Origin of the sequence: Rhizobium sp. Leaf311, from assembly GCF_001423445.1 — a bacterium.
Lineage (GTDB): Bacteria > Pseudomonadota > Alphaproteobacteria > Rhizobiales > Rhizobiaceae > Agrobacterium.
On record NZ_LMNZ01000008.1, the window covers coordinates 81220 to 107213 of the forward strand.

The window sequence follows — 25994 nt, forward strand, 5'->3', positions numbered from 1 at the left end:
GTTTCCACGATGAAACGGACGAAACCTGCGCCGCTATCGGCTTGGCGCACCCTTAACCTTGACGATTTTTTGCTTGGCGTGCCGCATTATCCTGAACATGTGGACGAAAGCTACTGGCAGCGCGATGCTGACCGGATGAAGGAAGCGGGCTTCAATGCCGTGCGCATGGGCGAATTTGCCTGGCACATCTGGGAGCCCTTTGAAGGCAAATTCGATTTCGATCTGTTCGACCGCGCCATCGAAGGCCTTGGCAAAACCGGCATCAACACCATTCTCTGCACGCCCACGGCAACGCCGCCGCGCTGGTTGAGTATGAATTATCCTGAAATCCTGCGCGTCGACCGCAAGGGCCGTCGCGCAAGCCACGGCTCGCGCCAGCATGGCGACACGACGAGCCCCGTGCTGCGCCATCACAGCCGCCGCATCACCAGGGCAATGGCGGAGCATTACAAGGACAATCCTTATGTCATCGGCTGGCAAACGGACAATGAGCTGAACACCACCGTATCGGAGTCCTTCTCAGATTCCGCAACGCTCGCCTTCCGCAACTTCCTGCGCCACAAATACGACAGCATTGACGCATTGAATTTTGCATGGGGCGGCCATTTCTGGGCGACCTCCTATGACAATTTCGATCAGGTCGTGCTGCCCTACCCGATGGCGCCGTCCTATCTGAGCCCCGGCCACGTGCAGGATTATCACCGTTTCCTGGCCACGGCGACTGCCGCGTTCCAGCGCGATCAGGTGGAAATCCTGCGGGCGACGAACCCCGACTGGTTCATCTTCCACAATCTCGGCAATCTGACCGATATCGATTTTCGCGGTGACTTCGGAAAAGACCTCGACTTCATCGGCTTCGACATCTACCCGATGCTCTATGACGAGTTCCGACGCAATGGCGGACATGGTGCCACACAGGCACTGAAGCTCGATCTCTGCCGCAGCTATACCGGCAACTTCATCGTGCCGGAACAGGCCTCAGGCCTGGGTAGCCAGCCGGCCTTTACCACCATGACACCGGAACCGGGCGAAATGCGGCGCATGGCACTGTCATCCGTTTCGCGTGGGGCCGATGGCCTGATGTTCTTCCGCTGGCGTCCTGCGCATTTCGGTGCGGAAATTTACTGGATGGGCCTGATCGATCATGATGATGTCGGGCGTCGCCGTTTCGACGAGGCGAAGCAGTTTGCCCGCGATATAGCGAAGATCAAGGACAAGCTGCTCGGAACCTCGGTCCATATGGATATTGGCATCGCCGGTGCGGATTTCGACAATCAGGAAGCCCACAAGACCTATCCGATCGGCCTGCCGTCTCCGCAGGACGATGCAACACTGCTACATCGCCATTGCTATGAACGTGGCATTTCTTGCGGCTTCATTCATCCTGAAGACGATCTTTCCCGTTTGAAGGCGCTCTACATTCCCCATTGGGTCATGTGGAATCAGGAATGGACGGCCAATGTAGAAGCCTTCGTTGAGGCCGGCGGTACGCTGATTGTTGGAGCGATGACTGGTACGCGCGACATCAACAACCATATCATCCGGGAACTGGCCCCAGGCGGGGCGCTTGCAAAACTCTGCGGTATTCGCGTCGAAGAATTTGGTCGTATCACGGCAAAGGATGGCGACGGCCTCTTCCAGAGGGGTGGCGTGGAGGATGGCCACTATGTGCCACCGCATATTCTTCCATCCTCCTCTGCCTTCCGCAAATACACGATCGACATCGGCGGACGCACGCTCGAGGCAGAGCATCTCTATGAGTTGCTGACGCTCGATGATGACGTGGAGACCATCGCCACTTGGTCTAACCGCTTTGCCAAGGGTCGGGCAGCAGCCACGCGGCGCAAGGTCGGCAAGGGACAAGTGATCTATCTCGCAACCTATCTCACCGATGATCTGGTGGATGTATTGGATGACGTCGTCCTCGCAAAGGCTGGTATCGAACCGCTGATTGCGGATTTGCCCACAGGTGTGGAAGTCGTGATGCGTACAGCACAGGATCGTAAGCTGTTGTTCGTTCTCAACACCCTTGAGACTGAGCAAAAGCTTGAGAACCTTCCGTTCGGGAAGGACCTGCTGACAGGACGCGATGTGTCAGGCGAAAACACGATCGAGGGCTATGGCTGCCTCGTCATAGAACTTGGCTGATCACGCCATTACGGTTCTCCCAGAGGGGCGCAAGTCCCCGAAGCAACCGGCGAAGGTCATAGATCGACCTTCGCCGGTCGTGTCAGATCGTCATGGCGGGCGTTGTCATTTCGAAATTAAACAGCCCCTGCGTTGCCAGGGCCGCAGCACCGCTACTCCAGAAGTTGTCACGTTCATCCGGAACCAGAGCGGGTGGCTGTGTAAAGCAATAGAGGTCTAGCGCCTCTTGCATCGGATCAAAGAGAAGGTCACCAAATGTCACGGCCTCGCCGCCAACGATGATAATCTCTGGATCGACAATATCGACCATACGCGCCAGGTGAATCCCTATCGCCGTACCCGCCTCTTGCAAGATGCTAATGGCGGCCTGGTCACCTTGCAGCGCCGCTTCCTTCATCGCATAGCGGTCGACACTCCCATTCTTTTCCGCTGCCCTTGTCTGTTGCCAGCGCGCAATGATGGCAGGCTCGGAATAAAATGCCTGCAAGCAGCCGGAGCGTCCGCATTCACATATCGGTCCACCCTGTTGATGCAGGGAATGTCCGATTTTGCCAGCATGACCATGTGCGCCGCGCTGCACCTTGCCGTCAACAACAGTCGCGCACCCTATACCCACACCAATCGCCACCGCAGTGAACACCCGATGTTGCCTGCCAAGGCCAAAGAGATGCTGCGCCAGTGCAAATGCCAAGGTATCGTCTTCCATCCAGACCGGCACGTTGACGCGCTCCTGCAACATGCTGGCGAAAGGCACATTTTCCCAGAGGAAACGGTGGCTCTTAACGCATACGCCCTTCTCCGCATCGATTGTGCCCGGCATTGAAAATCCGACGCCAGTCAATAGCCCAGCGCCCTCGGGAGCGAGCCTCTGCAAACGTGAGACGGCTGTTTCGGCTGCGTTCAGAACAGAGTTCGGAGACGTATCCTTGAACTCGACGGTCAAAGAAGAAAGCGTGGCGGTCGACAAATCTGTCAGCACGCATTCCAGACTACCGACGTTCATCTTGATGCCGATGGCGAGATGACCGGCATAATTGATTTCCAACGGTATAGGTCGGCGCCCTCCTCCCCCCGGTATCGTCTTGCCTTCGACAAGATAGCCTTCGGAAATCAAATCGCTGACAACGAAGGTCACCGCCGCCGGACTGAGACCGGTTGCAGCGGCAATATCGGCGCGGCTGAGCTGTTCTTCGCGCCTGATCAGGTTAAGAATCAGCCGGCGGTTCATAGCCCTTGTCGTTTGTTGATCGATCTTCACAAGCAAATATACCTATTACATCGCCCGGTGGGTACACGAAGCCGCACTTTGCAAGAAGAACATTCTCGCGGCTAGATCAAAGATTGATGGTGCCACGATAATGTTGCACCACGTCTCCGCCGGACCGGAAAGCATGCCGAAACATCAGCCGCTATGGCCTTCGATCAACTCCATCGGCCACACCCTTCGCCTAATCGCATCTGGGTAGTGAGCCTGATATTCCGGCATGACGGATAGCAGGCTTTCGGCCAGACTGATGCCGAGATCGCGAAGAGACAGACTGAAACAGGTCAGGCTTGGTTGGAGAAATTGCGCCTGCGAGCTTTGCCGCCCGATGATCGCAACGTCCTTGCCGGGCTTCAGCCCCACCTCTTCGAGGCCGCGATATAGCCCGGTTACGAGCGTTTCATTGACAAGCACGACGGCTGTGGGCCGGGTTTCGCAGGCCATGATCTGGCGCGCGACACCATAGCCGCCTGTCTCGCTGGGTGTTGCGCGGAAGATATGGTCTTCCGCCAGCGAGAGGCCATGCCCGGCAAGCACCTCGCGAGACCGCTGGATGAAGATGTGGCCGAGGTTCAGATCGCCATGGGGCCAGATCAGACCAATGTGTCGATGGCCGTTATGCACCAGTCTTTCGATTGCCACCTCTGCCATGCCTTCGAAATCGAGATCGATCCACGGCTGACCCACATCCGTCTGGCTTCGTCCGAGCGTGATGAAGGGAATGTTGTGGCGGGCGAGCAGTTCGAAGCGGGCATCGTGAAGACGGGTCGCCGAGAGGATGATCGCATCCGCAAACCCACGCGCCACGACGCGCTGCAAATAGGCATCCGGATCTTCATCCGACGAGCAAAGCAAAGCGACAAGGTCAAGCTTGTGGCGTGCAAAGACGGTCTGGACGCCATCGAACACACTCATGAAGAACGTGTCGCCCTGTCCCGTAATCTCCGGCCCCGTCTGCATCATGAAGCCGATGACACCGGTCGATCCCTTCCGCAACGAGCGCCCGGACTGATTTGCCACGTAGCCAAGGCGGCTTGCCGCTTCCAGCACCCGGCGGCGTGTATCCTCGTTGACATCGGCTTTTCCATTCAGCGCACGCGACACGGTGCCGATTGAAATATCCAGATGCTCTGCCAGTTGGCGTATGCCCTTCATCAAGGTCTCTTTCTGCGGCGTCGAAAACGTTTTCGGAAACAGTATTGACAAAAATAGTCGTCTGTCCATAGTATCGTAAACGTTTACGGAAAACCGCATGAGGAGTGACGGTGACCGTTGGAGGAGATTTTCAGTGACATACAATGCCGTTTTGTGTGGATGCGGAGCTATGGCCAAGGGCTGGCTACGCGCCTTGCAGGAAACACCTGATATGCGGGACGCGGTTACGATCGTTGGTCTGGTCGATCTCGATCCCGCCACAGCCCGTTCGCTTGCCACCGAATTTAACCTGAGCAACGTCGTTGTTGGCACCGATCTCAATGTGGTGCTGGCGGAAACAAAACCCGATATTCTCTTTGATGTGGTTATTCCTGCGGCCCGCCATTCCGTCGTCAAAACCGCGCTGTCCCACGGCTGCCACGTTCTGAGCGAAAAGCCTATGGCCACGTCCATGGACGAAGCGGAAGATTTGCGCCGTGCTGCCAGCAGTGCTGGCCGAATCCACGCCATCGTTCAAAACAGGCGTTTCATCTCCGGCATCCGCCGGATGCGTCGGCTGGTGGAGAGCGGTGCAATCGGCACGGTTACCGGCATTCACTGTGATTTTTTCCTCGGCCCCCATTTCGGTGGCTTCCGGGAAAAGATGGACAATGTCCTGCTTCTTGATATGGCGATCCATACTTTCGATGCAGCACGCTTCGTTTCGGCCAAGTCGCCGTTGTCCGTCTATTGCCTGGAAACAAACCCGGCAGGGTCGTGGTACGCCCATGGCGCGGCGGCCAATGCCATCTTCCGGCTTTCGGACGACGTCGTGTTCACATATCGCGGCTCCTGGTGCGCCGAGGGTGAGCGCACCAGTTGGGAAAGTGCGTGGCGCATTGTCGGCTCCAAGGGAATGCTGACATGGGATGGCGAGGACAGTTTCAAGGCGGCAACCGCCGGCACTGAACAAGGGCTCCTGCACGGCTTCACGCCCATCAATGTACCGATGCCTGAACATGAGGCCGAAACGCACGGCCACGCCAGCGTGATCGCTGGTTTTCTCAATGCCATCCGCACCGGTCGCGAGCCGGAAACCGTGAGTCACGACAACATCAAAAGCCTGGCCATGGTGCTTGCCGCGATTGAAAGCGCAAGGTCTGGCCAGCCCGTCGACATAGCAGCATAGGGACGAGAACAGTGAATAACCAGCAAGGACAATCCATTCGTATCGGCACCATGGTCAGCGCCACAAAGGGCCAGGCAGCAGAACGGATCGGACAGATCGCCGATATGGGCTTTGAAAGCTTCGAACCGTTTTTCTGGCAGACGACAAATGGCCAGGACATCGCAGAGCTCGGCAAACGCTGCCGCGAGGCGATAGGGGACCGAGATATCACGATCTCAACGATCGGCATGTTCGGCAATCCGTTGGAAGAAACGGACATGGACCTGCAGACGCTGCAGGGCTGGAAGGATTGCATCGACAATGCCCACCATTTCGGCGCAACTTGCGTTGCAGGCTTTACCGGTCGCATCCGTAACAAGCCGCTGCCCGAAAGCCTGCCGCGCTACAAGCAGGTCTGGAGCGAGCTTGCCAAGCGCGCCGCCGACAAGGGTGTGAAGATTGCCTTTGAAAACTGCGCTATGGACGGCAACTGGGCAACCGGCGACTGGAACATTGCCCACAATCCGGACGCCTGGGAACTGATCTTCAACGAGACACCAGACGATAATATCGGCCTTGAATGGGAGCCCTGCCACCAGATGGTCTATCTGATCGACCCGCTGCCGCAGATCCGCAAATGGGCCTCGAAAATCTTTCACGTTCACGGCAAGGATGCGACCATCCGCTGGGACGTCATTCGCGAACACGGCATTTTTGGAAAGCATCCATTCGTGTTCATGCGCACGCCCGGTTTCGGCGACAGCAACTGGTCGGACATCATTTCGGAACTGAGGCTGGCGGGATGGTCTGGCTCCATCGATATCGAAGGTTGGCATGACCCGGTCTATCGCGATGCATTGGAGATGACCGGACAGGTCCATGGCCTCAACCATCTCAAGCAGGCACGCGGCGGCAGCTTCGTCGTCGACCCGGTGTAATTGGTTCAATGCACGCGCGGCAAGGAGGAGGCCGCGCAGCCATTCACGGACATTCTGGATAACCACAAAGGAGGAAACTATGGGTATCCGCAAATATACGATTGCCATTGCAACGGCGCTTGCAACAAGCGCTTCGCTCTTTGCAATCAGTGCACAGGCAGAAGACGTGAAGCTGACGCTTTGGTCGCTTGACCGCGATATTCAGCCCGCCCCAAATCTGATCAAGGAATTCAACGCGCAGAAGAACGGCATCCAGATCGAGTATCGGCAGATACAATTCGATGACGTCGTGAGCGAAGCGATGCGCGCCTATTCCACCGGTAATGCGCCTGACATCATAACCATCGACAATCCAAATCATGCGATGTTTGCCTCTCGCAAAGCCTTTCTCGATCTGACCGACATGATCGCAAAATCCACGGTCATCAAACCGGAAAACTACTTCCCCGGCCCGCTGGCTTCCGCCACATGGGACGGCAAATATTACGGCGTGCCGAAAGCCACCAACACGATTGCGCTTTACTACAACAAGGACCTGTTCAAGGCCGCAGGGCTTGACCCGGAAAAGCCGCCGCAGACATGGGACGAATTGCTTGAGACCGCGAAGAAACTCACCGATCCTTCCAAGAACGTCTACGGCATCACCTTTTCAGCAAAAGCCAACGAGGAAGGCACGTTCCAGTTCTTGCCATGGGCACAGATGGGCGGCGCCACCTACAAGTCCATCAACAGCGAAGGTGCGGTGCGGGCACTGACCATCTGGAAGCAAATGCTGGACGGCAAGATGACGTCTCCCGATACCTTGACGCGCAGCCAGTGGGACTCAACAGCGACCTTTAACGCGGGCAACGCCGCCATGGCGATTTCCGGACCATGGGAAATCGACCGTATGCTGGCGGAAGCGAAGTTCGACTGGGGCACGGCCCTACTCCCCGTTCCCAAGGAAGGTGCGGAGCGCTCCTCCGCCATGGGTGACTACAACTGGGCGATCTTCTCCAACACCAAACATCCGGAAGAAGCATTCAAGGCGCTCGAGTTCTTCGCCTCGAAGGACAAGACCATGTACAAGGATTTCGGCCAGATCCCGGCCCGCTCCGATCTTCCGATTCCGTCAACCGGAAATGCGCTGAAGGATGCGGCGCTGAAGACCTTCGTGGAACAGCTGAAATATGCAAAGCCACGTGGTCCTTCGCCCGAATGGCCAAAGATTTCCAAGGCGATTCAGGACGCGATACAGGCAGCGCTGACGGGCCAGATGGAACCGAAAGCCGCACTCGATCAGGCCGCTGAAAAGATCAAGCTTATCGAAGGCTGAGGCTTGAGCCTCTTCACGAAACCGATGGCATCGCTGCCATCCACCTTTCCTCCCGGAAGAACTGCTCGGCGTCTCAGGCGTCGGGCGGTTCTCCACCGGCGTCAATGAGGGTTTCCATGAAAAGGATCGTTTCGAGCATCACGGACGGACGCGGGTTTGACATTGGCCTTGTTGGCGTACCCTTCGCGTTTCTGTTCGTTCTGGCCGGATTGCCGCTGCTCTACAATATTCTGATGAGTTTTCAGGAGGTTGATATGTTCAGCCTTGGCAGCATCATCAGACCGTTTGTCGGCTTCAAGAATTACATAGACCTTTTCCGGCAACCCGAAACCCTGCCCATTCTCTACAATACCGTCATCTTCGTTGTGGGCTCCATCGCTGGCCAGTTTGTGGTCGGGTTTGGCCTTGCCCTGTTCTTCTGGACAAGCTTTCCGGGCTCCTCCTGGCTGCGCGGCCTGTTCCTTGTGTCCTGGGTTATGCCGGGACTGGTCGTCGGCGCCATCTGGAACTGGATCCTGTCCGGCGATTTCGGCGTGCTGAACTTCTTTCTGCGGGAAAGCGGCATGATCGACAGCAACATTTTCTGGCGCTCGGACCCGAATTTCTCTCTCTGGGCGGTCATTCTTGCCAATATCTGGCTCGGCACCTCCTTCAATATGATCCTTTTGTCCGTGGGGCTGTCAGCCATTCCGGACGATCTCTACGAGGCGGCAGAACTGGACGGCGCGAATGCCTGGCAACGTTTCTGGACGATCACCCTGCCGATGATGCGCTCAACCATCGGCGCGATTATCTCGCTCGGCTTGATTTTCACGCTACAGCAGTTCGATCTCTTCGCCGCCATTACCGATGGCGGGCCGAACAATTCCTCCAATGTTGCGCAATACTGGGCGTGGGACCTCTCCTTCCGCCAATATGACTTCGGCAAGGGAGCGACGATCTCTGTCATCATGACTGTTTTCGTGATGTTCGCGGCCATCGTCTATGTGCGCTCGACACGTCATGAGGTGCGCGGATGAGTGACACAAGCCGCAATCGTTTCATGCTCGCCATCGCCATCATCATGGCGGCGATCTATCTCTTTCCGCTCTACTGGATGTACATCACCGCGCTGAAAACCGGCTCGGAAATGTTCGCGACGCCGCCCAGCTTCTGGCCTTCGACGGCACAGTGGAACACTTTCGCATATGTCTGGGAAAGCCGGAACATGGGGCGTTATCTCTGGAACTCCACCCTTATCGCCTTCGGCTCCGTCGCACTGATCGCGGTTCTCGGCACCGGATGCGCCTATGTTCTTGCCCGCTACCGCAACGGCTGGGTCGATATCGGACTGTTCCTTATCCTGATGCTGCAGGTCCTGCCGGCATCCCTCATGATCACGCCGATCTTTGTGGGCTTTTCGCAGGTCGGGCTGCTGGATTATCCACGCTTTGCCGTCATTCTGGCGATTGCGGCAAAGAGTATGCCCTTCTTTGTTGTGCTTGTTCGGGCAACCTTCATGGCCGTGCCCATGGAGCTTGAAGAGGCGGCGCTGGTGGACGGCAATTCCCGTATCGGCGCTTTCTTCAACATCGTGCTGCCGCTTGCCCGCAACGGTATTCTCGTCAGCGCCATCCTCATCTTCATGCAGGCATTCGGGGAGTTCGTCTATTCGAAGTCGATGATCCAGAACGTCGAATTGCAGCCCGCAAGCGTCGGCCTCAACTCGTTCATGGGTCCCAACACCAGCGAATGGAACAACATCATGGCCTATGCCACCATGTATGTAACCCCGATCCTTGCCATCTTCGTCCTATTGCAGCGCCGCATCGTTTCCGGCCTCACATCGGGAGCTCTCAAATGACCAACCAGATCGAATTGTCAGGCGTAAACAAATATTACGGTGCCTATCACGCGCTCAAAGACATAGACCTCACCATTGCAAAGGGTGCATTCGTTGCGCTTGTCGGGCCGTCGGGATGCGGGAAGTCCACACTGTTGCGCTCACTGGCTGGCCTTGAATCGATTTCAGGTGGCGATCTTGTGATCGCCGGCGAGAGAATGAACAATGTTCCACCGCGCAAGCGCGATCTGGCGATGGTGTTCCAGTCTTACGCACTTTACCCGCACATGACGGTCGAGGAAAATCTGACCTATAGCCTGCGTATTCGCGGCACCAAGAAGGCGGATGCAAGAAAGGCGGCGAAAGACGTAGCAGCCGTGACCGGCCTGTCCGACCTGCTGCATCGCTATCCGCGCGAACTTTCCGGCGGACAGCGCCAGCGCGTTGCGATGAGCAGGGCCATCATCCGCAATCCCAAGGCGTTCCTCTTCGATGAGCCCCTATCCAATCTCGATGCTGCACTGCGCGTTCATATGCGCAAGGAAATCCGCGCACTCCATGACCGGCTTGGTGCAACCTCGGTTTATGTGACCCATGACCAGATCGAAGCCATGACAATGGCAGACCATGTTGTCGTCATGCGCCAGGGCGTGATCGAGCAGCAGGGACGGCCGCTCGATCTTTACGACAGGCCGGTCAACCGCTTCGTTGCGGGCTTTATCGGCTCACCGGCCATGAATTTCATACCTGCCACGGCTGGACCGGACGGTAAAAGCCTCGTTCTCGCCCTCGGCCAACCGCAGACCATCAGGCTTGACCGGCCAATACCGCCGAACAGGCAGTTGGTCGTCGGGCTGAGGCCCGAGCATCTTGTCATAGCAGCCAATGGAACGGGCGCCCTCACCGCGCCGGTGGCGCTGGTGGAATCGACGGGATCAACGAGCTACCTTACCACCGCCACGACACCGGAAATGGTGGTCGTCATAAACGGGCGCATTCCCGTGAGGAATGGCGAGACGATCGGCCTCGATTTCGAGCAGGAACACCTTCACCTGTTCGACGCCGATACGGGAATGCGGATCGAGTGACGCCAGAGGAACACCTGACGTCCCAGCGACGTCAGGCTTGTGCCAGCAAATGCCCCGGCGATACTTCACGGTATCTCGCCGGGCTCGCGACGTAGTCGACCGGGCGTATCGGGCTTTTCAGTTCCTCTGCCACTGAACCGCTCTTGATCCGCCGTCTGTCGGGATCCGGCACCGGCACTGCTGACATCAGCCGCTTGGTGTAGGCATGTTGCGGGTTGCCGAAGACTGCTGCGCGCGGACCGATCTCGACGATTTCCCCCAGATACATGACTGCCACCCGGTGGCTGACGCGTTCGACCACCGCCATGTCATGCGAAATGAACAAAAACGCCAGATCGAGACTTTGCTGCAAATCCAGCATGAGATTGATGACCTGAGCCTTGATTGAGACATCGAGCGCCGAAACGCTTTCGTCGGCGACGATGACTTTTGGCTGAAGCGCCAGCGCGCGGGCGATGCAGACCCGCTGACGTTGCCCGCCTGAAAATTCGTGAGGATAGCGCTTGGCCATGTCAGGCGTCAGGCCGACCTTGACCAGCATATCGGCCACCACGTCCCTCGCCTGTTTCCTGTCGCCCATCTTGTGCTCGAGATAGGGCTCTGCGATGGCGGCGCCGACGGTCATGCGTGGATTGAGCGAGGCGAAGGGGTCCTGAAAGATCATCTGCACAGTCTTGCGCATCTCGCGCATTTCCTGTTTGTCGAGGGTAAGAATTTCGCGCCCATCGACCAGCACGGAACCGCTACCCGGGTCTATGAGCCGCATGATGGCACGGCCGGTGGTGGATTTTCCGCAGCCGGATTCCCCGACAAGCGCCAGTGTTTCTCCGGCGCTGAGATCAAACGACACGTTTTCCACCGCGTGAACCCGGCCTGAGAGTTTTCCAAACAGCCCGGAGTGGATATCGAAACGCTTGGTCAGGTCTCGGACCTGGAGGACGGGCTGACCTTTCGCCACCGTATCGCTGACCTCCACGGGAATATCGGACTCGCCGGTCGCGACATTGACGACGGGGAAGCGGCGCGGGCGATTGAAGTCCTGCATCGAACCGAGAACCGGCACGGCCGATAACAGGGCGCGCGTATACGGGTGCTTGCCGCGGTGGAAGATATCTGCGGTGTCGCCGGTTTCCACCTGCTCCCCCTGATACATGACAACCGTGCGATCAGCGATTTCCGCGACGACCCCCATGTCATGCGTAATGAAGAGCACGGACGTGCCTTCCTCATCCTGCAATGTCTTGATGAGATCGAGGATCTGTCCCTGGATGGTCACATCGAGCGCAGTCGTCGGCTCATCGGCAATCAACAACTTCGGCCTTGTCGCCAAGGCCATTGCGATCATCACGCGCTGGCGCATACCGCCGGAAAAATGGTGCGGATATTCATCGAAGCGCGAGGCGGCAGAGGGGATACGGACCTTTTCGAGAATCCGGATGGTTTCTGCGCGCGCTTCCTGCTTGCTCATTGGTGCATGGCACAGCAGCGCCTCGGAAATCTGGTCGCCGATGGTATAAAGCGGGTTGAGGCTGGTCATCGGCTCCTGAAAGATCATGGCAACATCATTGCCACGCACCTTGCGCATCTCATGTTCAGGCAGCGCCAGCAGGTTGCGACCGCCAAGCATGACCTTGCCCTCGATACGGCTCGTATCTGGCTGAAGAAGACGCATGATCGAGAGCGACGTAACAGACTTGCCTGAACCGCTTTCACCCACGATTGCCACCGTTTCACCCGGAGCAACGGTAAATGAAATGTCGCGAACGACGGGCTTCCAGATACCATCGACCAGAAACGATGTCCGCAGCTTTTCCACCGATAGAACGGGATTGGCCGATGTTTCAGGGTGGGTTATGGTCTCGGCAAGGTTGGTCATGATCTTTCCTCTTGTTCTTTCTGCCTCAGCACCATCGGGGCGGTCCGCTTTAAGGAGGACCGCCGGGACGGCGTGGCTCAGTCCGGCCAGCGCAACGCGCCGTCGAACCGATGACGGGATAGATCCTCGAACGGAGTGGCGATGATCTCGTTGGACGCCCGGGCCTTGTCCAATTCTTCCGCCAACCGCGATGCCACAACCTTTTCCTGGCCCGGGTGGAGGTTGCAGGGGTCGAGATAGAAATAGTGGTGTTCGACTTCGTGATCCCGCACGATGATTGGCTGCTCTCCTTTACGCAGGGCGGCGGCCAGATCCCAGGCGGTGATGTGGGCTTCCTCGGGTGAAATGATGACGCGCATCCGGTCAAGCGGGTTGTTCGTGGGATCAGGCTCGATCAAGGCCGTTACGCCGGGACGATCGGCAAGCGTCTGCTTCCAAAGTGCGAGATAACCAGTCTCACGTTCGCGGATACCGGCGTGATCACGCTTCTCCCAGGCTTCAAGCGCCGCCATGACGCCGTAGATGCTTTCCTTACCAACCTTCATGCCGCGACCAATTCCCATATTTTGCAGGAAGGCGTTGCGCACGAGTTCTTTCTTGCCCGCAACGATGCCGGAGGTGGGGCCACCGAGAAACTTGTGGCCGGAATAAAGGACGATATCAGCACCCTGTGCCAGAAACAGTTTCAGATCATATTCGGAAGCCGCGTCCACGATGACGGGAACACCCTTGGCATGAGCGATTTCCACGAATTCCTTGAGGTTCAAGAGACCGTAATCGACAACGTGATGCGAGACGACATACACCGCTGCAGCCGTTTTATCGGTGATCGCATTTTCCATATGGTAACGATGAGTAGACGTGGCCTGACCGATCATCACGACCTTGCCGCCAGCAAGCCGGATCGACTGGTCGACCGGCGCGCCGTAGCTCACCACATGCCCCATCTGCAAAAGAACTTCGTTCTTGTCCGTCGATGTCTCGGGAAGACGCTCGATCGCCAGCAGGTCCGGCCCGGTTATGGTTGCCGCCACCGCAAGGCTGATGCCCGACGAACAGGATGCGGTCACAAACCCGGCTTCCCCACCTGTGAGGCGCGCAATGATGGCACTTGCCTTGCGCTGCAGATCGTTGATCTCAACGAACTGCGGCAGGATTGCCGCCATGGCAGCCACGGCTTCCGGAACGACAATGGAGGCGCCAAGGCTCGTCATCGTGCCGGATACATTGATGACCGGGCGCAGACCGAGTTTCGTGCGTATATCGTCAGACATTCTCATTCTCCGTTCGTTGAGCCATGGGGGCTCGAATTTCTGTTGCCCGACCTTCAACTATGCCATAGTAATGCAATAGGTTCTTTTAGATGCGGGAGTGCGCTGTGGATTTGAAGAGGTCATCGGATGAACTTTCCGACGAGACATCTGCGGTTGAGTGCGAGGGCAAGGCCCGGCGTTCCCGCGTGAGCGGCATCGACAGGGCCTTGCAGGTTATTGATTATCTGTACGAAACCGGCGCGCCCGCCGGTGCCTATGCCATTGCGAAAGCCATCAAGGCGCCGCTGTCCACCGTCTATGTGATCATAGACGACCTCGTGGAGAAAAACCTTCTTGCACGTAACGCCGACGGCATGATCTGGCTTGGTGCGCGGCTCTATCACTACGGCCTGGCTTACGCCCGGTCTCTGGACTTCATGAGCGTCGCCATGCACGAAATGCATGACCTTTGCCGAGAGGCGGGAGAAACCGTTCAAGTCTGCGGCCGCGATGCCGAACATATGCTTGTTCTGGCGATGGCGGATGGTCCAAGCCATTTTCAGGTTGCCTCGCGAGTCGGCACGCGCGTTCCCCTGAACTGGACGGCTTCTGGACGGCTTCTGGTCGGGCATCTGCCGGAGGCGGAGCGTATCGAGCTGTTCAAACGCGGCGCCCGTATTTCTCCGACTGGACGCGCAAAGATCGATGCCGCAACGCTCTCCGATGCGGCGAAAAAAGCCTTCGAAGACAGGTTGTCCATCCAAGCAGGCGAATCCGACTATTCGGTCGCCTGTATTGCCTCGCCCATCGTGGACGGCAAAGGAGATTGCGTTGCGACGATCTCCATCGTGCTTCCCGAGCAGAAGGTGCTTGCCGACAAGACCGGCTACGCCGATCGGGTCAAGGCATCTGCGGCCCGGATTGAGAAGCTGATGGGTTGGCGCAATCACTGAAAGCTCCTCTTGCCTTAGCCGTGCAATGCTACGATTGCTTCGATCTCGACGGTGATGTTGCCCGGTAGCGAACCGAACCCGACGGCCGAGCGGGCGTGTTGTCCCGCCTCGCCGAACACAGCGTTGAACAGGTCAGAGCATCCATTGATGACTTGCGGATGGTCGAGAAAATCCGGGGCCGCATTGACCATGCCAAGCAGCTTCACCACGCGACGCACGCGGGAAAGGTCACCCAGCGCGTCTTGCATGACAGCCAGCAGATTGATGCCCGTCAGACGCGCATCGGCATATGCCTTCTCGACAGAAACATCCGTTCCGACTTTTCCGGTGTGCAGGAAACCATCGGCTTCGCGAGGCCCCTGACCGGAGAGGTAAAGCATATTGCCTTCAATGACATGCGTCACGAAATTGGCAATCGGCGGTGCGGCGGGCGGCAGCTTGATGCCGAGAGCCGCAAGCCGGTCGTAAGGCGTATCGGCCCTGGCTTCAGGCTTGGTCGGGGACTGGGTCACGCAAACTCCTGTGTCATCCATGCGGATATCTGTTTTCATCTCTGGCGCATTCAACGGTAGGAATAACCGTGGCTATGGCGAACAAGCTTGCGCGCCCGGGGAATGTAACGGCTGGCGGCGACAGCTTCCGCGCCGATCACTGCATAACGCGGTTCAAAGAGTTCCTTGAGTTGCGAAACGTCGCCGTTTGAATCGGTGGCTTCGAGGTCGGAATCGACAACATCGAAGATCGTAAAATCCGCCCGTGCACCCACCGATAACCGGTTGTTCATGTCGAGCTTGATGACTTCGGCAGGCGCGTGCGTAACCGCGTTGACGACCTTGTCGAACGGCATTCCCACAGACATCAGCTTCGACATCGTCGTCGCAAGGTCCCAGACGGGGAAGTTCATGGAATGGCCATGAAGGTCGGTCGATATGGAATGCGGCAGCAGACCACGCGCAATTGCCGCTTCCGCGACCTTGAACGAGAAAGACGCGCCGCCATGGCCGATATCCAGCCTCACCCCTTCAGACGCGCAGCGTTCTGCCAGATTGAAGAGGTCCTCGTCTTCCATGATCGATGAACCCGCTTTGCCGTTGAAGCAGTGGGTGACCACATCACCGGGACCGAGAATTTCCAGCACCTCATCATAGAGCGCCGGTGGCTCTCCGACATGCACCATCATAGGGATCTTCAGGATTTTGGCGATCTTCTTGCCAAGCTTGACGGGGGTAACCCCCCAGGAACCGGTAATCACATGGCTGGCGCGCACCTTCAGCCCGACGATGTGCTCGCTGTTTTCCGCGTAGCATTCCAGAATGCGATCAAGATCGATGTCCCTGATATCCCGCAGTTCCGCCACGCGGTTACAGGCCACAAGACCGATGGAACCCAGATTAAGGAACGCCTTGATGCGCTCTCTCGACGGCTCGATGATATATTCGCGGAAACCGTGGAAGTTGGCTTCGCCCGCAGAGCCTGCATCCACAAGTGTCGTGACGCCGCGTTCTGCGCCGCATTCGGATGGGCGGATGGAGATATCTGTACCGCCATGCCAGATATGAACATGCAGATCGACCCAGCCAGGTGAAACCCAGGCACCCTTGCCATCGATACGGGTGGCATCCGCCGGGGCGTCAATGGATTGCCCGATGGCGGCGATCTTGCCGTCGGCGCCGACCAGAATATCGGTCGCCCCACTTTGTCCGGTCTCGCCGAAAGCCATTGGCTTGACGTTGGTAAGGAGGAGCGGCTTTGCGTTTTCCCCTGTCATATTACAAATCCCTTCGCAGTCTTGGATCGAGCATGTCCCGCAAGCCATCGCCGACCATTTGCAGCGACAGCACGGAAAGAATGATGGCAAAGCCAGGGAAATAGGTCATCCAGTCGGCCTGTCCGATATATTGACGGCCGCTGGCGATCATGGTTCCCCAGGTTGGAATTTCAGGGCTGACACCGAGCCCGAGAAAGGAAAGGCCAGCTTCGGCCAGCATGGCGCTGGCGAACAGGAAGGTCGCCTGCACCAGGATCGGCGAGAGCAGATTTCGCAGCACATGCCGTGTCATGATGTGGAAGGTGGAGATGCCAAGTGCCTGCGCCGCCTCCACGTAAGGAAGCTCGCGGATAACCAAGGTGGAAGCGCGCACGATGCGGGCAAGGCGTGGCGAATAGACGATCGACAGCGCAATGATGACGGTCGTGAGCGAGGGTCCGAGTGCTGCCACCAGCGCAATGGCCAGAAGAATGTCCGGAAACGCCATCATCGCGTCGATCAGCCGGGCAATTGGCGTATCGAGCTTCTGGAAGAAGCCGGCCAGAAGCCCGAGTGTCACGCCGATGGCTGCCGACAGGACGACCACCGACGCGCCGATCAACAGGGAAAGTCTGGCGGAGTAGATGGTGCGGGAGAAGACATCCCGGCCGAACTCATCGGTGCCGAACCAGAACATTTCACCCGGCGGCTTCAATCGGTTGACGATGGACAACTTGGAAGGCGAATAAGGCGCAATCCACGGAGCAAGCGCGGCCAGCAGCACAAACACGACCAAGATGAGCAGCCCGACCGCGACAGTCTTGCGCTTGAGGAACCGCCGAAGAAACTTCGACCCTTCGCTTGCCTCAGGCTTTGCAGTGTTTGCGGAAATATCGACCATCTGTGGCGCTCCTTTTAGTAACGCACACGCGGATCGATCGCCAGGTAAAGCATATCGATTGCGAAGTTGATGAGGACGTAGAGCGCGGCGATGACCAGCAGCGCGCCCTGAATGACCGGATAATCCCGTCGCAGAACCGCCGAGACGACGAGGCTTCCGACGCCGGGCAAGCCGAAGACCGTTTCGGTAACAACAGCGCCTGAAATCAGCACGGCGGCGGTAAGGCCGATGACGGTGAGGATGGGTATCAGCGCATTCTTCAAGGCGTGCTTGAGAATGACGCGTCTTTCTACCAGACCCTTGGCGCGGGCAGTGCGGATATAGTCGTCACCCAAAACGTCCAGCATGGAGGCGCGCGTGAAGCGCAGGATGAGGGCGGAGGACACCATGCCAAGCGCGAAGGCTGGCAAGGTCAGATGATACATTCGCTCCAAGAAACTCGAATCCGGCCCACCATAGCCGGAGACGGGAAAGATGTTCAGCCGCACGGCAAAGGTCTGCATGAGAATGAGGCCGAGCCAAAAGCTGGGGATGCTAGCGGCGAGCATTGCCACTGTTGTCGCGGCTTGATCGATAAACGAGCCACGACGATAGGCGGCGTAGATGCCGATGGGCAAAGCAATGACACTGGCGATCAGAAGCGAGAACAGCGTGAGGAAGAATGTCGGCTCGGCGCGGGCCATCAAGGCCGAGGTCACCGGCATGTTCAGGAAGATTGACTGGCCGAGATCACCTTTCAGCATCTGCCCTATATAAATGAAGTATTGCACGAACAACGTCTGGTCGAGCCCGAGCCGACTGCGCAGATCCGCGATATCCTGAGCTGAGGCATCCGGCCCCAGCATCACCGCTGCCGGATCTCCAGGTGTAACGCGCACAATGACGAAGACGATGGTCACGACGAGAAACATCACGACGATCATGCCGAAAAGGCGCTGGAGAATATAGCGGATCATATAGTTCTCTCTTCATGCTCCGGATGAAAAACGTTCTCGAGCCCGACACCGCCCACTGGCGGCATCGGACCGATCGGAGAGGCGTTACTTCTTGATCGAAGCATTCCAGAAATAGGGCCATGGAGCGGGATCAACGCCCTCGACCTTTTTCGCCTTGGCCGTCAAGCCATTGAAATCACCGATTTTCATGTAGGGAATTTCGGCATACATGGCTTTCTGGACATCTGCCCATAGCGCCAGGCGTTTCTCTGGATCAGCTTCGGCGGAGAAGGCTTCAACCGTCTGTTTGCGCAACGGCGTATCCCACCAACCCGGAGAGGTCGGAGCGAGAGAGCCGATGAGTGCAGGCTCAGGAAGGAACGGGCTGTGGGTAATGTAGATGTCCCACAGCGCCTTGTCGGCCCGGCGCTGCGTCAACGTCGCCCAGTCCACGACCTGCATATCCACCTTGAAACCGGCAAGTTTCAGATATTCCGCGGCCACCTGCGCCATCTTGTAATGGAATTCATACTGGCGGCTGGTCAGGATACGGATCGGCTTTTCGCCGTTATAACCTGCAGCTTTCGCCGCTTCTGCAGCACCTTCAGGGTCCGCAAGGTTGTAGCTACCCTCAACGCCGGCATCGGTATTCCATACGAAATTCTTCGGATAGATATCGCCGTCAAGCGCATAGAAATCCGTGCTGCCGAAGGCTGCCGCCATCATGTCTTCCATGCTCAATGCCTGGCGGATCGCTTTACGCATGGCCACATCCTTGGCCAATCCTTCCGCCGTATTAAAAACGAAGACGGGGTAGCCGAACGGCTTGAGCACGACAGGCTCCGTCGCCGTCGACGACTTGATTTTGTCGAAGGATTCAACCGGCAGGCTGTCTATATAGTCATACTGCCCGGAAACGGCGGCCTCGACGCGCGTATTGGCATCGGGCACCGGAACGAAGCGAATCTCGTCGAGATACTGGTGACGCGCGCCGCCATAGCCATTGCTCTCGCCGGAGCGCGATGTGTAACCATCAAACCGAACGAGCTGGATGTACTGGTCGGCCTTGCGCTCCTTGAGCATATAAGGCCCGGTACCGATAAACTCCTTCATCGGCTCCTCCTGCTTTTCCGCAGGCAAAATGATTGCCGCCGAGTTGTTGAAGGCCAGCAGGGAAACGAGCGGCGCATATGGCTGTTTGAGGGAGATGGTGACAGTCGAAGGATCGGTAGCCTCGATCTTGTCGATAAAGGAAGCAGCCTGCTTTCCGCGTGAGGCGACCTTTATCCAACGATTCAACGATGCAACCACATCGTCCGAAGCCATGTCCGAACCATCGTGGAACTTGATACCTGACCGAAGCTTGATCGTGTAAACTTTACCATCCGCACTGATTTCCGGCAGGCTGTCGGCCAGCAAAGGCGTCGCCTTCCACTCCTTGTCGAACGTGTAAAGCGTCTCAAACATATGCTGGGTCACGATGCCGACGAGATCGGCCGTCGAAGCCATCGGATCAAGAGTTGGCGGCTCGCCAATCGTGGCGACGTTCATCATCCCGCCCTTTTCCTGGGCTGAGAGAAGAGAAGGTGCGGCAACAAGTGCTGTGGCAACAAGAAATGCTAGCTTGAGTCTCATGCGAAGCTCCCGGTTTTTAGATGTTCCATTATTATGTTATATAGGCTTTAATAAAAGAATATCCGAAAGTCCGGGACTGTCAATCACGTTCCCGCAGGCCGTCCACATTTTATGAGAGGACGCTTATTTTAGTAGCGGCGACACACCGGGCTGAGGCGGCACCGGTTTACGGGCAGACGAGCCCGCTGAAGCGCGGTCATAAACAGGCGGCGCTAGGCGGTTTTTATCGGTGCGGAAAACGATGTCTTGATCCGTCAGCTTCAGATCGATCAGGCGGGCCGGAAACAGAAGTTGCTCGTCTGAGCGCCGCCCTAACGAAATTTCTGAGCCGTAGACCTAGCTGACTTTGAGGATTGCCCCCGTGCAGACAAAAGCGTCAAAACTACTGTGTTTGATTGTATTTCACCGCTTTCGCTAAAGCATCACTTCGCTTCAGAAGTAGCGTTAAAATCGGAGCGACGAGGGCAGAGATGCCTGCGGCAATGAGGAACGATGTCTGGTAACCGAAGCGCTCGGCTATTGTGCCTGCGCCTATCCCGCCCGCCATGCTGACAATGCCGTCCATGCATTGGAATAGTGTAAAGTCCACTCCTGCCTGGCGAGGATCCGACCAGCCCATGAAGCATGCATAAAGGGCGACAAAGCCGATAGACATGACTCCGGAAGAACTGGTGATGGCGAGTGTCATGACAATCCAGTGTGCCGTCTCGCGGTGAAGGGCAAGGAGCGCAAAGGCGCACAGTAAAAGCGACTGCGCAATGATCGATAAGAGAAGCACGCGTCTCGACCCGTAGAGGCGGACCAACATTCCGCCTAAGAGCGCTCCGGCAAACCCGACGATCATACTTCCTGCACCGTTGAGAAGTCCCAGCGATGCAAGACTGAACCCATAATCGATAAGGAAAGGACCAAGCATTGCCAGCCCCCATTTTTGGGCTGCGACATAGAGGGCCGCGATGACAAGGCCATTTCTGATCTCTTGTCGGTTGAGTGCGCGCCGCATGGAGGGTGTCTGGTTACGCGTCTCTACCCTGGCTATGGCCGATGGCCCGCACATGAAAGGCAACATGAGCAGGACAACAACGCCCGCCATAACCAGGGTCGCGGTCGTCCAACCGTAAAGGTCGACAAGAACAAGGAACAATCCTGCCCCGATGGCGGAGCCTAGATAGGCACCCCCGACCTGTGCCGCATTTGCCCAACCATGTTGTTCTTTCGACAACGTCTCAACTGCGTAGCCATCGCACGCAATATCAACAGTTGCTGTCACGACAGCGATAAAGAACAGGATCGCAATGGCGACGCTGACTGGCGATGGTCCGGCGAATGCAAGAATGACAAGACCGAATGCACAGATTCCCACTCCCGCGCCGACGATAAGCCTTGACCTGTTTTTGCCAACGCGGGGAAGTCGGAAACGCTCGATGAACGGCGCCCAAAGAAATTTGAGCGCCCATGGCAGCACGATCAGGTAAAGCAGGCCGATCTGATCCAGCGGAAGTCCTGCCGTTCTTAAAACGGCAGGAAGCCCGAGGAAGGTGAAGCCGCCAATGACGCTTTGCCCGACATAAAGACCACCCACCGCAGCGAAAACGATTGCGGGCGACGGCTGTACGCCTCTTGCATCTGGCGTCGTCATCAGAAGTTGTATTTGACGCTGGCGACGAGTTTTCTACCTTCATCAAAAAGGCAGTAGCCAGTCGTGCAGACTTGATTGACTTCATCGAGCAAGTTGGTGGCATTGACCTGCAGCTTGACGCCTTCCATCGCGTCGTTCAGCTTGCCCAAATCATAGCGCAAGGCCGCGTCTACGAATGTACGCGCGCCATTGTTGATGACCCTTGTATGGGCATCATCACCAAAACTGGACCCGACATAGCGGACACCGGCGCCAACACCCAGCCCTTCAAGTGGTCCACTCTGGACCTCGTAATCTGCCCAGAGCGAGAACATGTGGTACGGTGAAGAGTTGAGCTGATTGCCGACCGTAGCCGGGGTCTGCTTGGTTATTTCAACGTCGTTGTAGGAGTAGCCGCCGGTAAAACTCAAACCATTGTCGAGTGACGCCGTGACTTCAAATTCAATCCCGCGGGAGTGAAGGTCGAGTTGACGCAGTGACATGGTGTTGGTGTCATAGAGAGATGCGTCCTTCTGCCTGATATCGAAATAGGCGGCGGAAAGAAGAATGTTCTGATCTGGTATCTCATACTTGACGCCGATCTCGTACTGTTTGCCACGAGTTGGGTTTGCCTGACTTTGCGTACCCGCCAGGATCACCCCCGTATTGGCGAAGTAGGAGGTACCATAACTGATGTAGGGCATGACATTCCAGGACGTCACATATCCAATCGAGGCCCGTCCGGTTGTTACGCTGTCATTTCTGGAACCGCCGGTGCCAGCGCTGGTATAGTCGCTGTCGTGCCAATCATGCCGCAGGCCAAGTCCGATCCGCCATGCATCAAGTTCAATCTGGTCCTGAACATAAAGACCAATCGAACTCTGCTTTTGCGTTTCGACATAATTGATAGCGGGAACGTAGGTGGAGGTGGGAGTAAAGCGGTTCGGTCCGTCTCCCTGGCGCGACGTATACTCCATGAAGCTGTAATCAATGCCGCCGATCAATTTGTGTTGGGCGGCCCCAGTTTGAAACTCAGCTTCGAGATAAGTGTCCGTCGCCAACCCCTTATTGTCTTCGTAGACAATGCCGGGATAACTGCTGTCCACCCACTCCTGCCTGGTCGAAAGATCGGAATAGCGCAGCTTGTGGTGTAGCGTCAGTGTGTCGTTTATCTCGTGTTCGAGCTCGTAGCCTATGCGCCACTGCTTCTGGTCGAAGTCATTGAAACGAGCATCTCCACTGTAAACAGGCGTTGCGCCAGTCGACACATAGTTGCTGTTATAAGTGTTGACGTAACCCCACGTTCCGCCCGTGGTTGAGTCCATGTACTCGCCGAGCACCGTGAACTTCGTACCTTCATCCGGTTTCCACGTCACAGCAGGAGCGATCATGACGCGATCGTCCTTGATGGCTTTCACCTCATTACGCGCATCGCGGGCAACGCCTGTCAGACGATAAAGGACAGATCCATCATCCGTCACTGGACCGGAGAGATCGAAGGCGCCTTGGACACGTCCGTAGGAACCGTACTGGAGTTCAACCTCCCGCACTCGCTCTTCCGTCGGCCGCTTCGAAACGATGTCGACAATCCCGCCGGAACTGCTTGCGCCATAGATCGAAGCTGCGGGGCCGCGCAAAACTGTTGCCGCTTCCATGCCGTAGGGCTCAAGCCTGAACAGACCGTTGGGGCTGCTGATCTGACGCAGACCATCTCGGAATACACCTGTATATGTCAGGTCTATTCCGCGTAGCTTGAATGTGTCAAAGCGTGGCTCAGTACCGTAGGCACCGCTTCGTGCGCCTGGGGTGTAATCGATTGCTTCCTTGAGGTTCTGTGGTTGCCTGTCATCCAGTTGTTTCCGGCTGACAACCGATACCGATTGTGCAGTTTCAGCTACTTTCATATTCGTTTTCGTAGCACTCCGACCGGATTTCGCAACGTAGCCTTTCGACTCGACGATACCCGCTACACCCTCATTGCCGGAGCCCTGGACAACGACTGTCTCAAGGACCGTAGAGCCACCATTTCCGTTGGCTTCCTGTTGCGTGGTAGCAGGATCGAAAATACGGACCGTATTGGACTCCGTGATGGTGAAACTCAGACCGGAGCCAGCGAGCAGCTGCGTTACTGCCGCTGAAACGCTGAGCGGTCCCCGAACGCCGGCGGTCGTCTTTCCTTTGGTAATTGCCGAAGGATAGAGCATGCGCAGATTGGCTTGGCGACCCAGCGTCAGAATAGCATTTTCGAGGGGACCGGCAGGAACGGATAACGTCGCGACAGCAGGGGCAGCCGCTGCGGTCTGAGCACGCGCAATCGTGGGTCCTGCGGCAGTTGCTATCGACAGCCCAATCACAGTGGTTGTCGCCAGCCCCATTCTCATGTGCACGTATTTTGACGAAATCATTCAGTACCCCTTCACGCCTGGTCATTGACGCACCGCGCAAACGCGCGTTGCTTCCTGCAGACCTAGAGTGAAAAGGACCCAGACATCCTGACGTGCTTTTTCAAAAAAAATTATCGTGAGCGGACGACCACAACCATGCTGGTCAGCTTCGTCACTGTGACCGGGAGATTGGTTTCCAGAATTCGAAGCGCCTGATCGGTGTCGCGAAGATCGAAAATGCCTGAAACACTCAAACGAGCGGCGGTCTCATCGAGAATGATAATCCGGCCGTGACGATATTGCGCCACTATATTGAGCGCTTGTCGAAGCGACTGACCAGAAAAAACGAGTTTTCCTTCGCGCCAGGCTGTATTGGTGGCCACATCCTGCCGGGAGACGATGGCCGCTCCATGAGCGTCCAGTGTAACCACGTCTCCGGCACCGAGTCTTGTAATGCCTGAACTCGTTTCGACCTGGACTTCGCCTTCTTCGACTTGAACCTCTTGTGGCAGCGTTCCATTGCGGGAGCGCACTGCATATTGAGTTCCAACAGCCTTGGCTGTCAGACCGTTATTATCAACAATGAAAGGGCGCTGCGGATTTTTCGCCACATCGAAAAACGCTTCACCGCGCAGCAGAACGACACGCCGTTCTTGCTCGGAATATCGTGTTTCCACAGCTGTATCGGAGTTCAGACTGACCTGAGTTCCGTCCTCCAGCGTCAACACACGTGTTTCTCCGACCGCTGTATAATAATCTGCATGAAGGCGGTCGATCAAACCCGTTCGCTGAGACAGGAAAACGGACAAGCCCCCCAGACACAGTATGCAGATTATCGTCAGTGCAGTGCGTTTGGACCCTGATCGCCGATGACGAGGCGCCAGCGGGACATTACGCAAGTCGCCCCAAAGCGCAGCCATTTCTTGATAGGCGTCGTTGTGCGCTGGATTTGCCGCCAGCCAGTCCTCGAATGCCTGACGGTCGGATGCCGATGCGTCAGCCGATTGCATGCGCGCCACCCACAGCGCCGCCTGTTCGGCCAGACCATCGTCTCTCGCCTCGCTTTGTTGGTCACGCATGGATGTTTGCCATTCTCAATTGATTCCAGTCAGCATATCTATATGTCGAGCGAAGAACATGCGAGGCGTGTAGCTCTATCGGCTGTTCAATTTCGCTCTGGCATCACGGCAATGAAGCAACGCTTTGATGATATGCTTCTCCACCATGTTTCGAGATATGCCGAGCCGCACTGCGATCTCGCCATTGGGAAAGCCATGAATACGACTGAGGATGAAGACTTCCTGGCACCGCTTCGGCAGAGCACTGATTTCCTGTGCCATCACGGCCAGATGCTGTCGCCCCGTGACGATTTGTTCCTGGTTAGGGCTGTCACAGGCAACCTCAAGCCCGGCTTCCAGCGAAACCAGTAGCGGCCGTTCGCGCACCTGTTTGATGATCGTCAGCCGCGCAACCGATTTTGCGATCTGAAACAGGTAGGCCTTCGGATTTTCAATCGATGTTGTCTGGGACACCTGTAAAGCGCGCAACGCAGTTTCCTGCATCGCGTCTGCGGCATCTTCACGATCTCTAAGGCGACTTCGGAAGAACCGTAACAGGCGGTCACTCTCCTGCGTTCTTAAAAGGTGCAATAATGCCGTACTCATAAACGAACAACGTCCAACAGCTTCTTCATAAACCGCCCCAGCTTTCCTGCGATGGTCGACAACCAATTTAATATGACTTCATAACTCATGTTAACGGAACGCAATGCGTGAACACCAGATCAAAACAACGCCAGTTTGGACTGAGGGTCGA

At 56.9% G+C, this 25994-nt stretch carries 21 protein-coding genes; 8 read left to right on the forward strand and 13 right to left on the reverse strand.

The annotated features are described in order from the left end of the window. Positions 1 to 9: 9 nt before the first annotated feature. On the forward strand, positions 10 to 2148 hold the full coding sequence (locus tag ASF69_RS12340) for a beta-galactosidase (RefSeq protein ID WP_062587886.1): 2139 nt from the start codon (positions 10 to 12) through the stop codon (positions 2146 to 2148). Between the two features lie 82 nt (positions 2149 to 2230). Here ASF69_RS12340 and ASF69_RS12345 read toward each other — a convergent pair whose 3' ends face one another. Next, positions 2231 to 3376 carry an ROK family transcriptional regulator gene (locus tag ASF69_RS12345; RefSeq protein ID WP_200939076.1) on the reverse strand — a complete coding sequence of 382 codons (1146 nt, stop codon included), beginning with the start codon at positions 3374 to 3376 and terminating at the stop codon, positions 2231 to 2233. A 174-nt stretch (positions 3377 to 3550) separates the two neighbouring features. Then, complete coding sequence (locus tag ASF69_RS12350) at positions 3551 to 4567, reverse strand: LacI family DNA-binding transcriptional regulator (protein ID WP_062587889.1); 1017 nt, start codon at positions 4565 to 4567, stop codon at positions 3551 to 3553. A gap of 133 nt (positions 4568 to 4700) precedes the next feature. Here ASF69_RS12350 and ASF69_RS12355 point away from each other — a divergent pair, with 133 nt between their 5' ends. The 6 genes from ASF69_RS12355 (at position 4701) to ugpC (ending at position 10877) form a co-directional block, all read left to right on the forward strand. Beyond that, complete coding sequence (locus ASF69_RS12355; protein WP_062587891.1) at positions 4701 to 5735, forward strand: Gfo/Idh/MocA family oxidoreductase; 1035 nt, start codon at positions 4701 to 4703, stop codon at positions 5733 to 5735. A gap of 50 nt (positions 5736 to 5785) precedes the next feature. Then, entirely contained in the window at positions 5786 to 6652 is an 867-nt protein-coding gene (locus ASF69_RS12360) for a sugar phosphate isomerase/epimerase (RefSeq protein WP_062587892.1), read from the forward strand. Between the two features lie 79 nt (positions 6653 to 6731). Beyond that, positions 6732 to 7967, forward strand: a complete 1236-nt coding sequence (locus ASF69_RS12365) for a sugar ABC transporter substrate-binding protein (RefSeq protein ID WP_062587894.1) — start codon at positions 6732 to 6734, stop codon at positions 7965 to 7967. 116 nt (positions 7968 to 8083) lie between these two features. After that, positions 8084 to 8986, forward strand: coding sequence for a sugar ABC transporter permease (locus ASF69_RS12370; protein ID WP_062587896.1), 903 nt, complete (start codon positions 8084 to 8086; stop codon positions 8984 to 8986). After that, positions 8983 to 9810, forward strand: a complete 828-nt coding sequence (locus ASF69_RS12375) for a carbohydrate ABC transporter permease (RefSeq protein WP_062587898.1) — start codon at positions 8983 to 8985, stop codon at positions 9808 to 9810. Before ASF69_RS12370 ends, ASF69_RS12375 begins: the two co-directional genes overlap by 4 nt. After that, the gene (gene ugpC, locus ASF69_RS12380) at positions 9807 to 10877 is read left to right on the forward strand and encodes a sn-glycerol-3-phosphate ABC transporter ATP-binding protein UgpC (RefSeq protein ID WP_062587900.1); all 1071 of its coding nucleotides are present in this window, start codon (positions 9807 to 9809) and stop codon (positions 10875 to 10877) included. Before ASF69_RS12375 ends, ugpC begins: the two co-directional genes overlap by 4 nt. A gap of 31 nt (positions 10878 to 10908) precedes the next feature. On the opposite strand, the gene ASF69_RS12385 is transcribed toward ugpC, so the two are convergent. Both ASF69_RS12385 and ASF69_RS12390 read right to left on the reverse strand, forming a co-directional pair. After that, the gene (locus ASF69_RS12385; RefSeq protein WP_062587902.1) at positions 10909 to 12753 is read right to left on the reverse strand and encodes an ABC transporter ATP-binding protein; all 1845 of its coding nucleotides are present in this window, start codon (positions 12751 to 12753) and stop codon (positions 10909 to 10911) included. 77 nt (positions 12754 to 12830) lie between these two features. Next, positions 12831 to 14027 (reverse strand): aminotransferase class V-fold PLP-dependent enzyme, encoded by a 1197-nt coding sequence (locus ASF69_RS12390; RefSeq protein WP_062587904.1) that lies wholly within the window; start codon positions 14025 to 14027, stop codon positions 12831 to 12833. A gap of 89 nt (positions 14028 to 14116) precedes the next feature. On the opposite strand from ASF69_RS12390, the gene ASF69_RS12395 reads away from it, so the two are divergent. After that, a complete protein-coding gene (locus ASF69_RS12395) occupies positions 14117 to 14959 on the forward strand; it encodes an IclR family transcriptional regulator (protein ID WP_082469712.1) in 843 nt (280 codons plus the stop codon). 14 nt (positions 14960 to 14973) lie between these two features. Here ASF69_RS12395 and ASF69_RS12400 read toward each other — a convergent pair whose 3' ends face one another. From ASF69_RS12400 to ASF69_RS12440, 9 genes are all read right to left on the reverse strand, one after another. Beyond that, entirely contained in the window at positions 14974 to 15471 is a 498-nt protein-coding gene (locus ASF69_RS12400; RefSeq protein ID WP_244475462.1) for a RidA family protein, read from the reverse strand. 50 nt (positions 15472 to 15521) lie between these two features. After that, the gene (locus ASF69_RS12405) at positions 15522 to 16727 is read right to left on the reverse strand and encodes an amidohydrolase/deacetylase family metallohydrolase (RefSeq protein WP_062587909.1); all 1206 of its coding nucleotides are present in this window, start codon (positions 16725 to 16727) and stop codon (positions 15522 to 15524) included. A 1-nt stretch (position 16728) separates the two neighbouring features. Next, positions 16729 to 17607, reverse strand: coding sequence for an ABC transporter permease (locus ASF69_RS12410; protein ID WP_062587911.1), 879 nt, complete (start codon positions 17605 to 17607; stop codon positions 16729 to 16731). 14 nt (positions 17608 to 17621) lie between these two features. Next, complete coding sequence (locus tag ASF69_RS12415) at positions 17622 to 18563, reverse strand: ABC transporter permease (RefSeq protein ID WP_062587913.1); 942 nt, start codon at positions 18561 to 18563, stop codon at positions 17622 to 17624. Between the two features lie 84 nt (positions 18564 to 18647). Beyond that, the gene (locus ASF69_RS12420; protein WP_062587915.1) at positions 18648 to 20177 is read right to left on the reverse strand and encodes an ABC transporter substrate-binding protein; all 1530 of its coding nucleotides are present in this window, start codon (positions 20175 to 20177) and stop codon (positions 18648 to 18650) included. 382 nt (positions 20178 to 20559) lie between these two features. Further along, positions 20560 to 21816: an MFS transporter gene (locus ASF69_RS12425; RefSeq protein ID WP_062587917.1), complete on the reverse strand. Its 1257-nt coding sequence runs from the start codon at positions 21814 to 21816 to the stop codon at positions 20560 to 20562. Then, positions 21816 to 24200 (reverse strand): TonB-dependent siderophore receptor, encoded by a 2385-nt coding sequence (locus ASF69_RS12430; RefSeq protein WP_062587919.1) that lies wholly within the window; start codon positions 24198 to 24200, stop codon positions 21816 to 21818. Before ASF69_RS12430 ends, ASF69_RS12425 begins: the two co-directional genes overlap by 1 nt. 110 nt (positions 24201 to 24310) lie before the next feature. After that, complete coding sequence (locus ASF69_RS12435; RefSeq protein WP_062587920.1) at positions 24311 to 25258, reverse strand: FecR family protein; 948 nt, start codon at positions 25256 to 25258, stop codon at positions 24311 to 24313. 75 nt (positions 25259 to 25333) lie between these two features. Next, positions 25334 to 25909, reverse strand: a complete 576-nt coding sequence (locus ASF69_RS12440; RefSeq protein ID WP_244475463.1) for a sigma-70 family RNA polymerase sigma factor — start codon at positions 25907 to 25909, stop codon at positions 25334 to 25336. Positions 25910 to 25994 lie beyond the last annotated feature (85 nt).

Excerpts from the sequence above, each read along its gene's own strand:
- ASF69_RS12370 (WP_062587896.1), top strand. The coding sequence starts at position 8,084 with ATGAAAAGGATCGTTTCGAGCATCACGGACGGACGCGGGTTTGACATT.
- ASF69_RS12350 (WP_062587889.1), bottom strand. The coding sequence starts at position 4,567 with ATGAAGGGCATACGCCAACTGGCAGAGCATCTGGATATTTCAATCGGC.
- ASF69_RS12340 (WP_062587886.1), top strand. The coding sequence starts at position 10 with ATGAAACGGACGAAACCTGCGCCGCTATCGGCTTGGCGCACCCTTAAC.
- ugpC (WP_062587900.1), top strand. The coding sequence starts at position 9,807 with ATGACCAACCAGATCGAATTGTCAGGCGTAAACAAATATTACGGTGCC.
- ASF69_RS12365 (WP_062587894.1), top strand. The coding sequence starts at position 6,732 with ATGGGTATCCGCAAATATACGATTGCCATTGCAACGGCGCTTGCAACA.
- ASF69_RS12420 (WP_062587915.1), bottom strand. The coding sequence starts at position 20,177 with ATGAGACTCAAGCTAGCATTTCTTGTTGCCACAGCACTTGTTGCCGCA.
- ASF69_RS12430 (WP_062587919.1), bottom strand. The coding sequence starts at position 24,200 with ATGATTTCGTCAAAATACGTGCACATGAGAATGGGGCTGGCGACAACC.
- ASF69_RS12390 (WP_062587904.1), bottom strand. The coding sequence starts at position 14,027 with ATGTCTGACGATATACGCACGAAACTCGGTCTGCGCCCGGTCATCAAT.
- ASF69_RS12425 (WP_062587917.1), bottom strand. The coding sequence starts at position 21,816 with ATGACGACGCCAGATGCAAGAGGCGTACAGCCGTCGCCCGCAATCGTT.
- ASF69_RS12385 (WP_062587902.1), bottom strand. The coding sequence starts at position 12,753 with ATGACCAACCTTGCCGAGACCATAACCCACCCTGAAACATCGGCCAAT.
- ASF69_RS12435 (WP_062587920.1), bottom strand. The coding sequence starts at position 25,258 with ATGCGTGACCAACAAAGCGAGGCGAGAGACGATGGTCTGGCCGAACAG.
- ASF69_RS12405 (WP_062587909.1), bottom strand. The coding sequence starts at position 16,727 with ATGACAGGGGAAAACGCAAAGCCGCTCCTCCTTACCAACGTCAAGCCA.
- ASF69_RS12360 (WP_062587892.1), top strand. The coding sequence starts at position 5,786 with ATGGTCAGCGCCACAAAGGGCCAGGCAGCAGAACGGATCGGACAGATC.
- ASF69_RS12375 (WP_062587898.1), top strand. The coding sequence starts at position 8,983 with ATGAGTGACACAAGCCGCAATCGTTTCATGCTCGCCATCGCCATCATC.
- ASF69_RS12415 (WP_062587913.1), bottom strand. The coding sequence starts at position 18,563 with ATGATCCGCTATATTCTCCAGCGCCTTTTCGGCATGATCGTCGTGATG.
- ASF69_RS12410 (WP_062587911.1), bottom strand. The coding sequence starts at position 17,607 with ATGGTCGATATTTCCGCAAACACTGCAAAGCCTGAGGCAAGCGAAGGG.
- ASF69_RS12395 (WP_082469712.1), top strand. The coding sequence starts at position 14,117 with ATGCGGGAGTGCGCTGTGGATTTGAAGAGGTCATCGGATGAACTTTCC.
- ASF69_RS12345 (WP_200939076.1), bottom strand. The coding sequence starts at position 3,376 with ATGAACCGCCGGCTGATTCTTAACCTGATCAGGCGCGAAGAACAGCTC.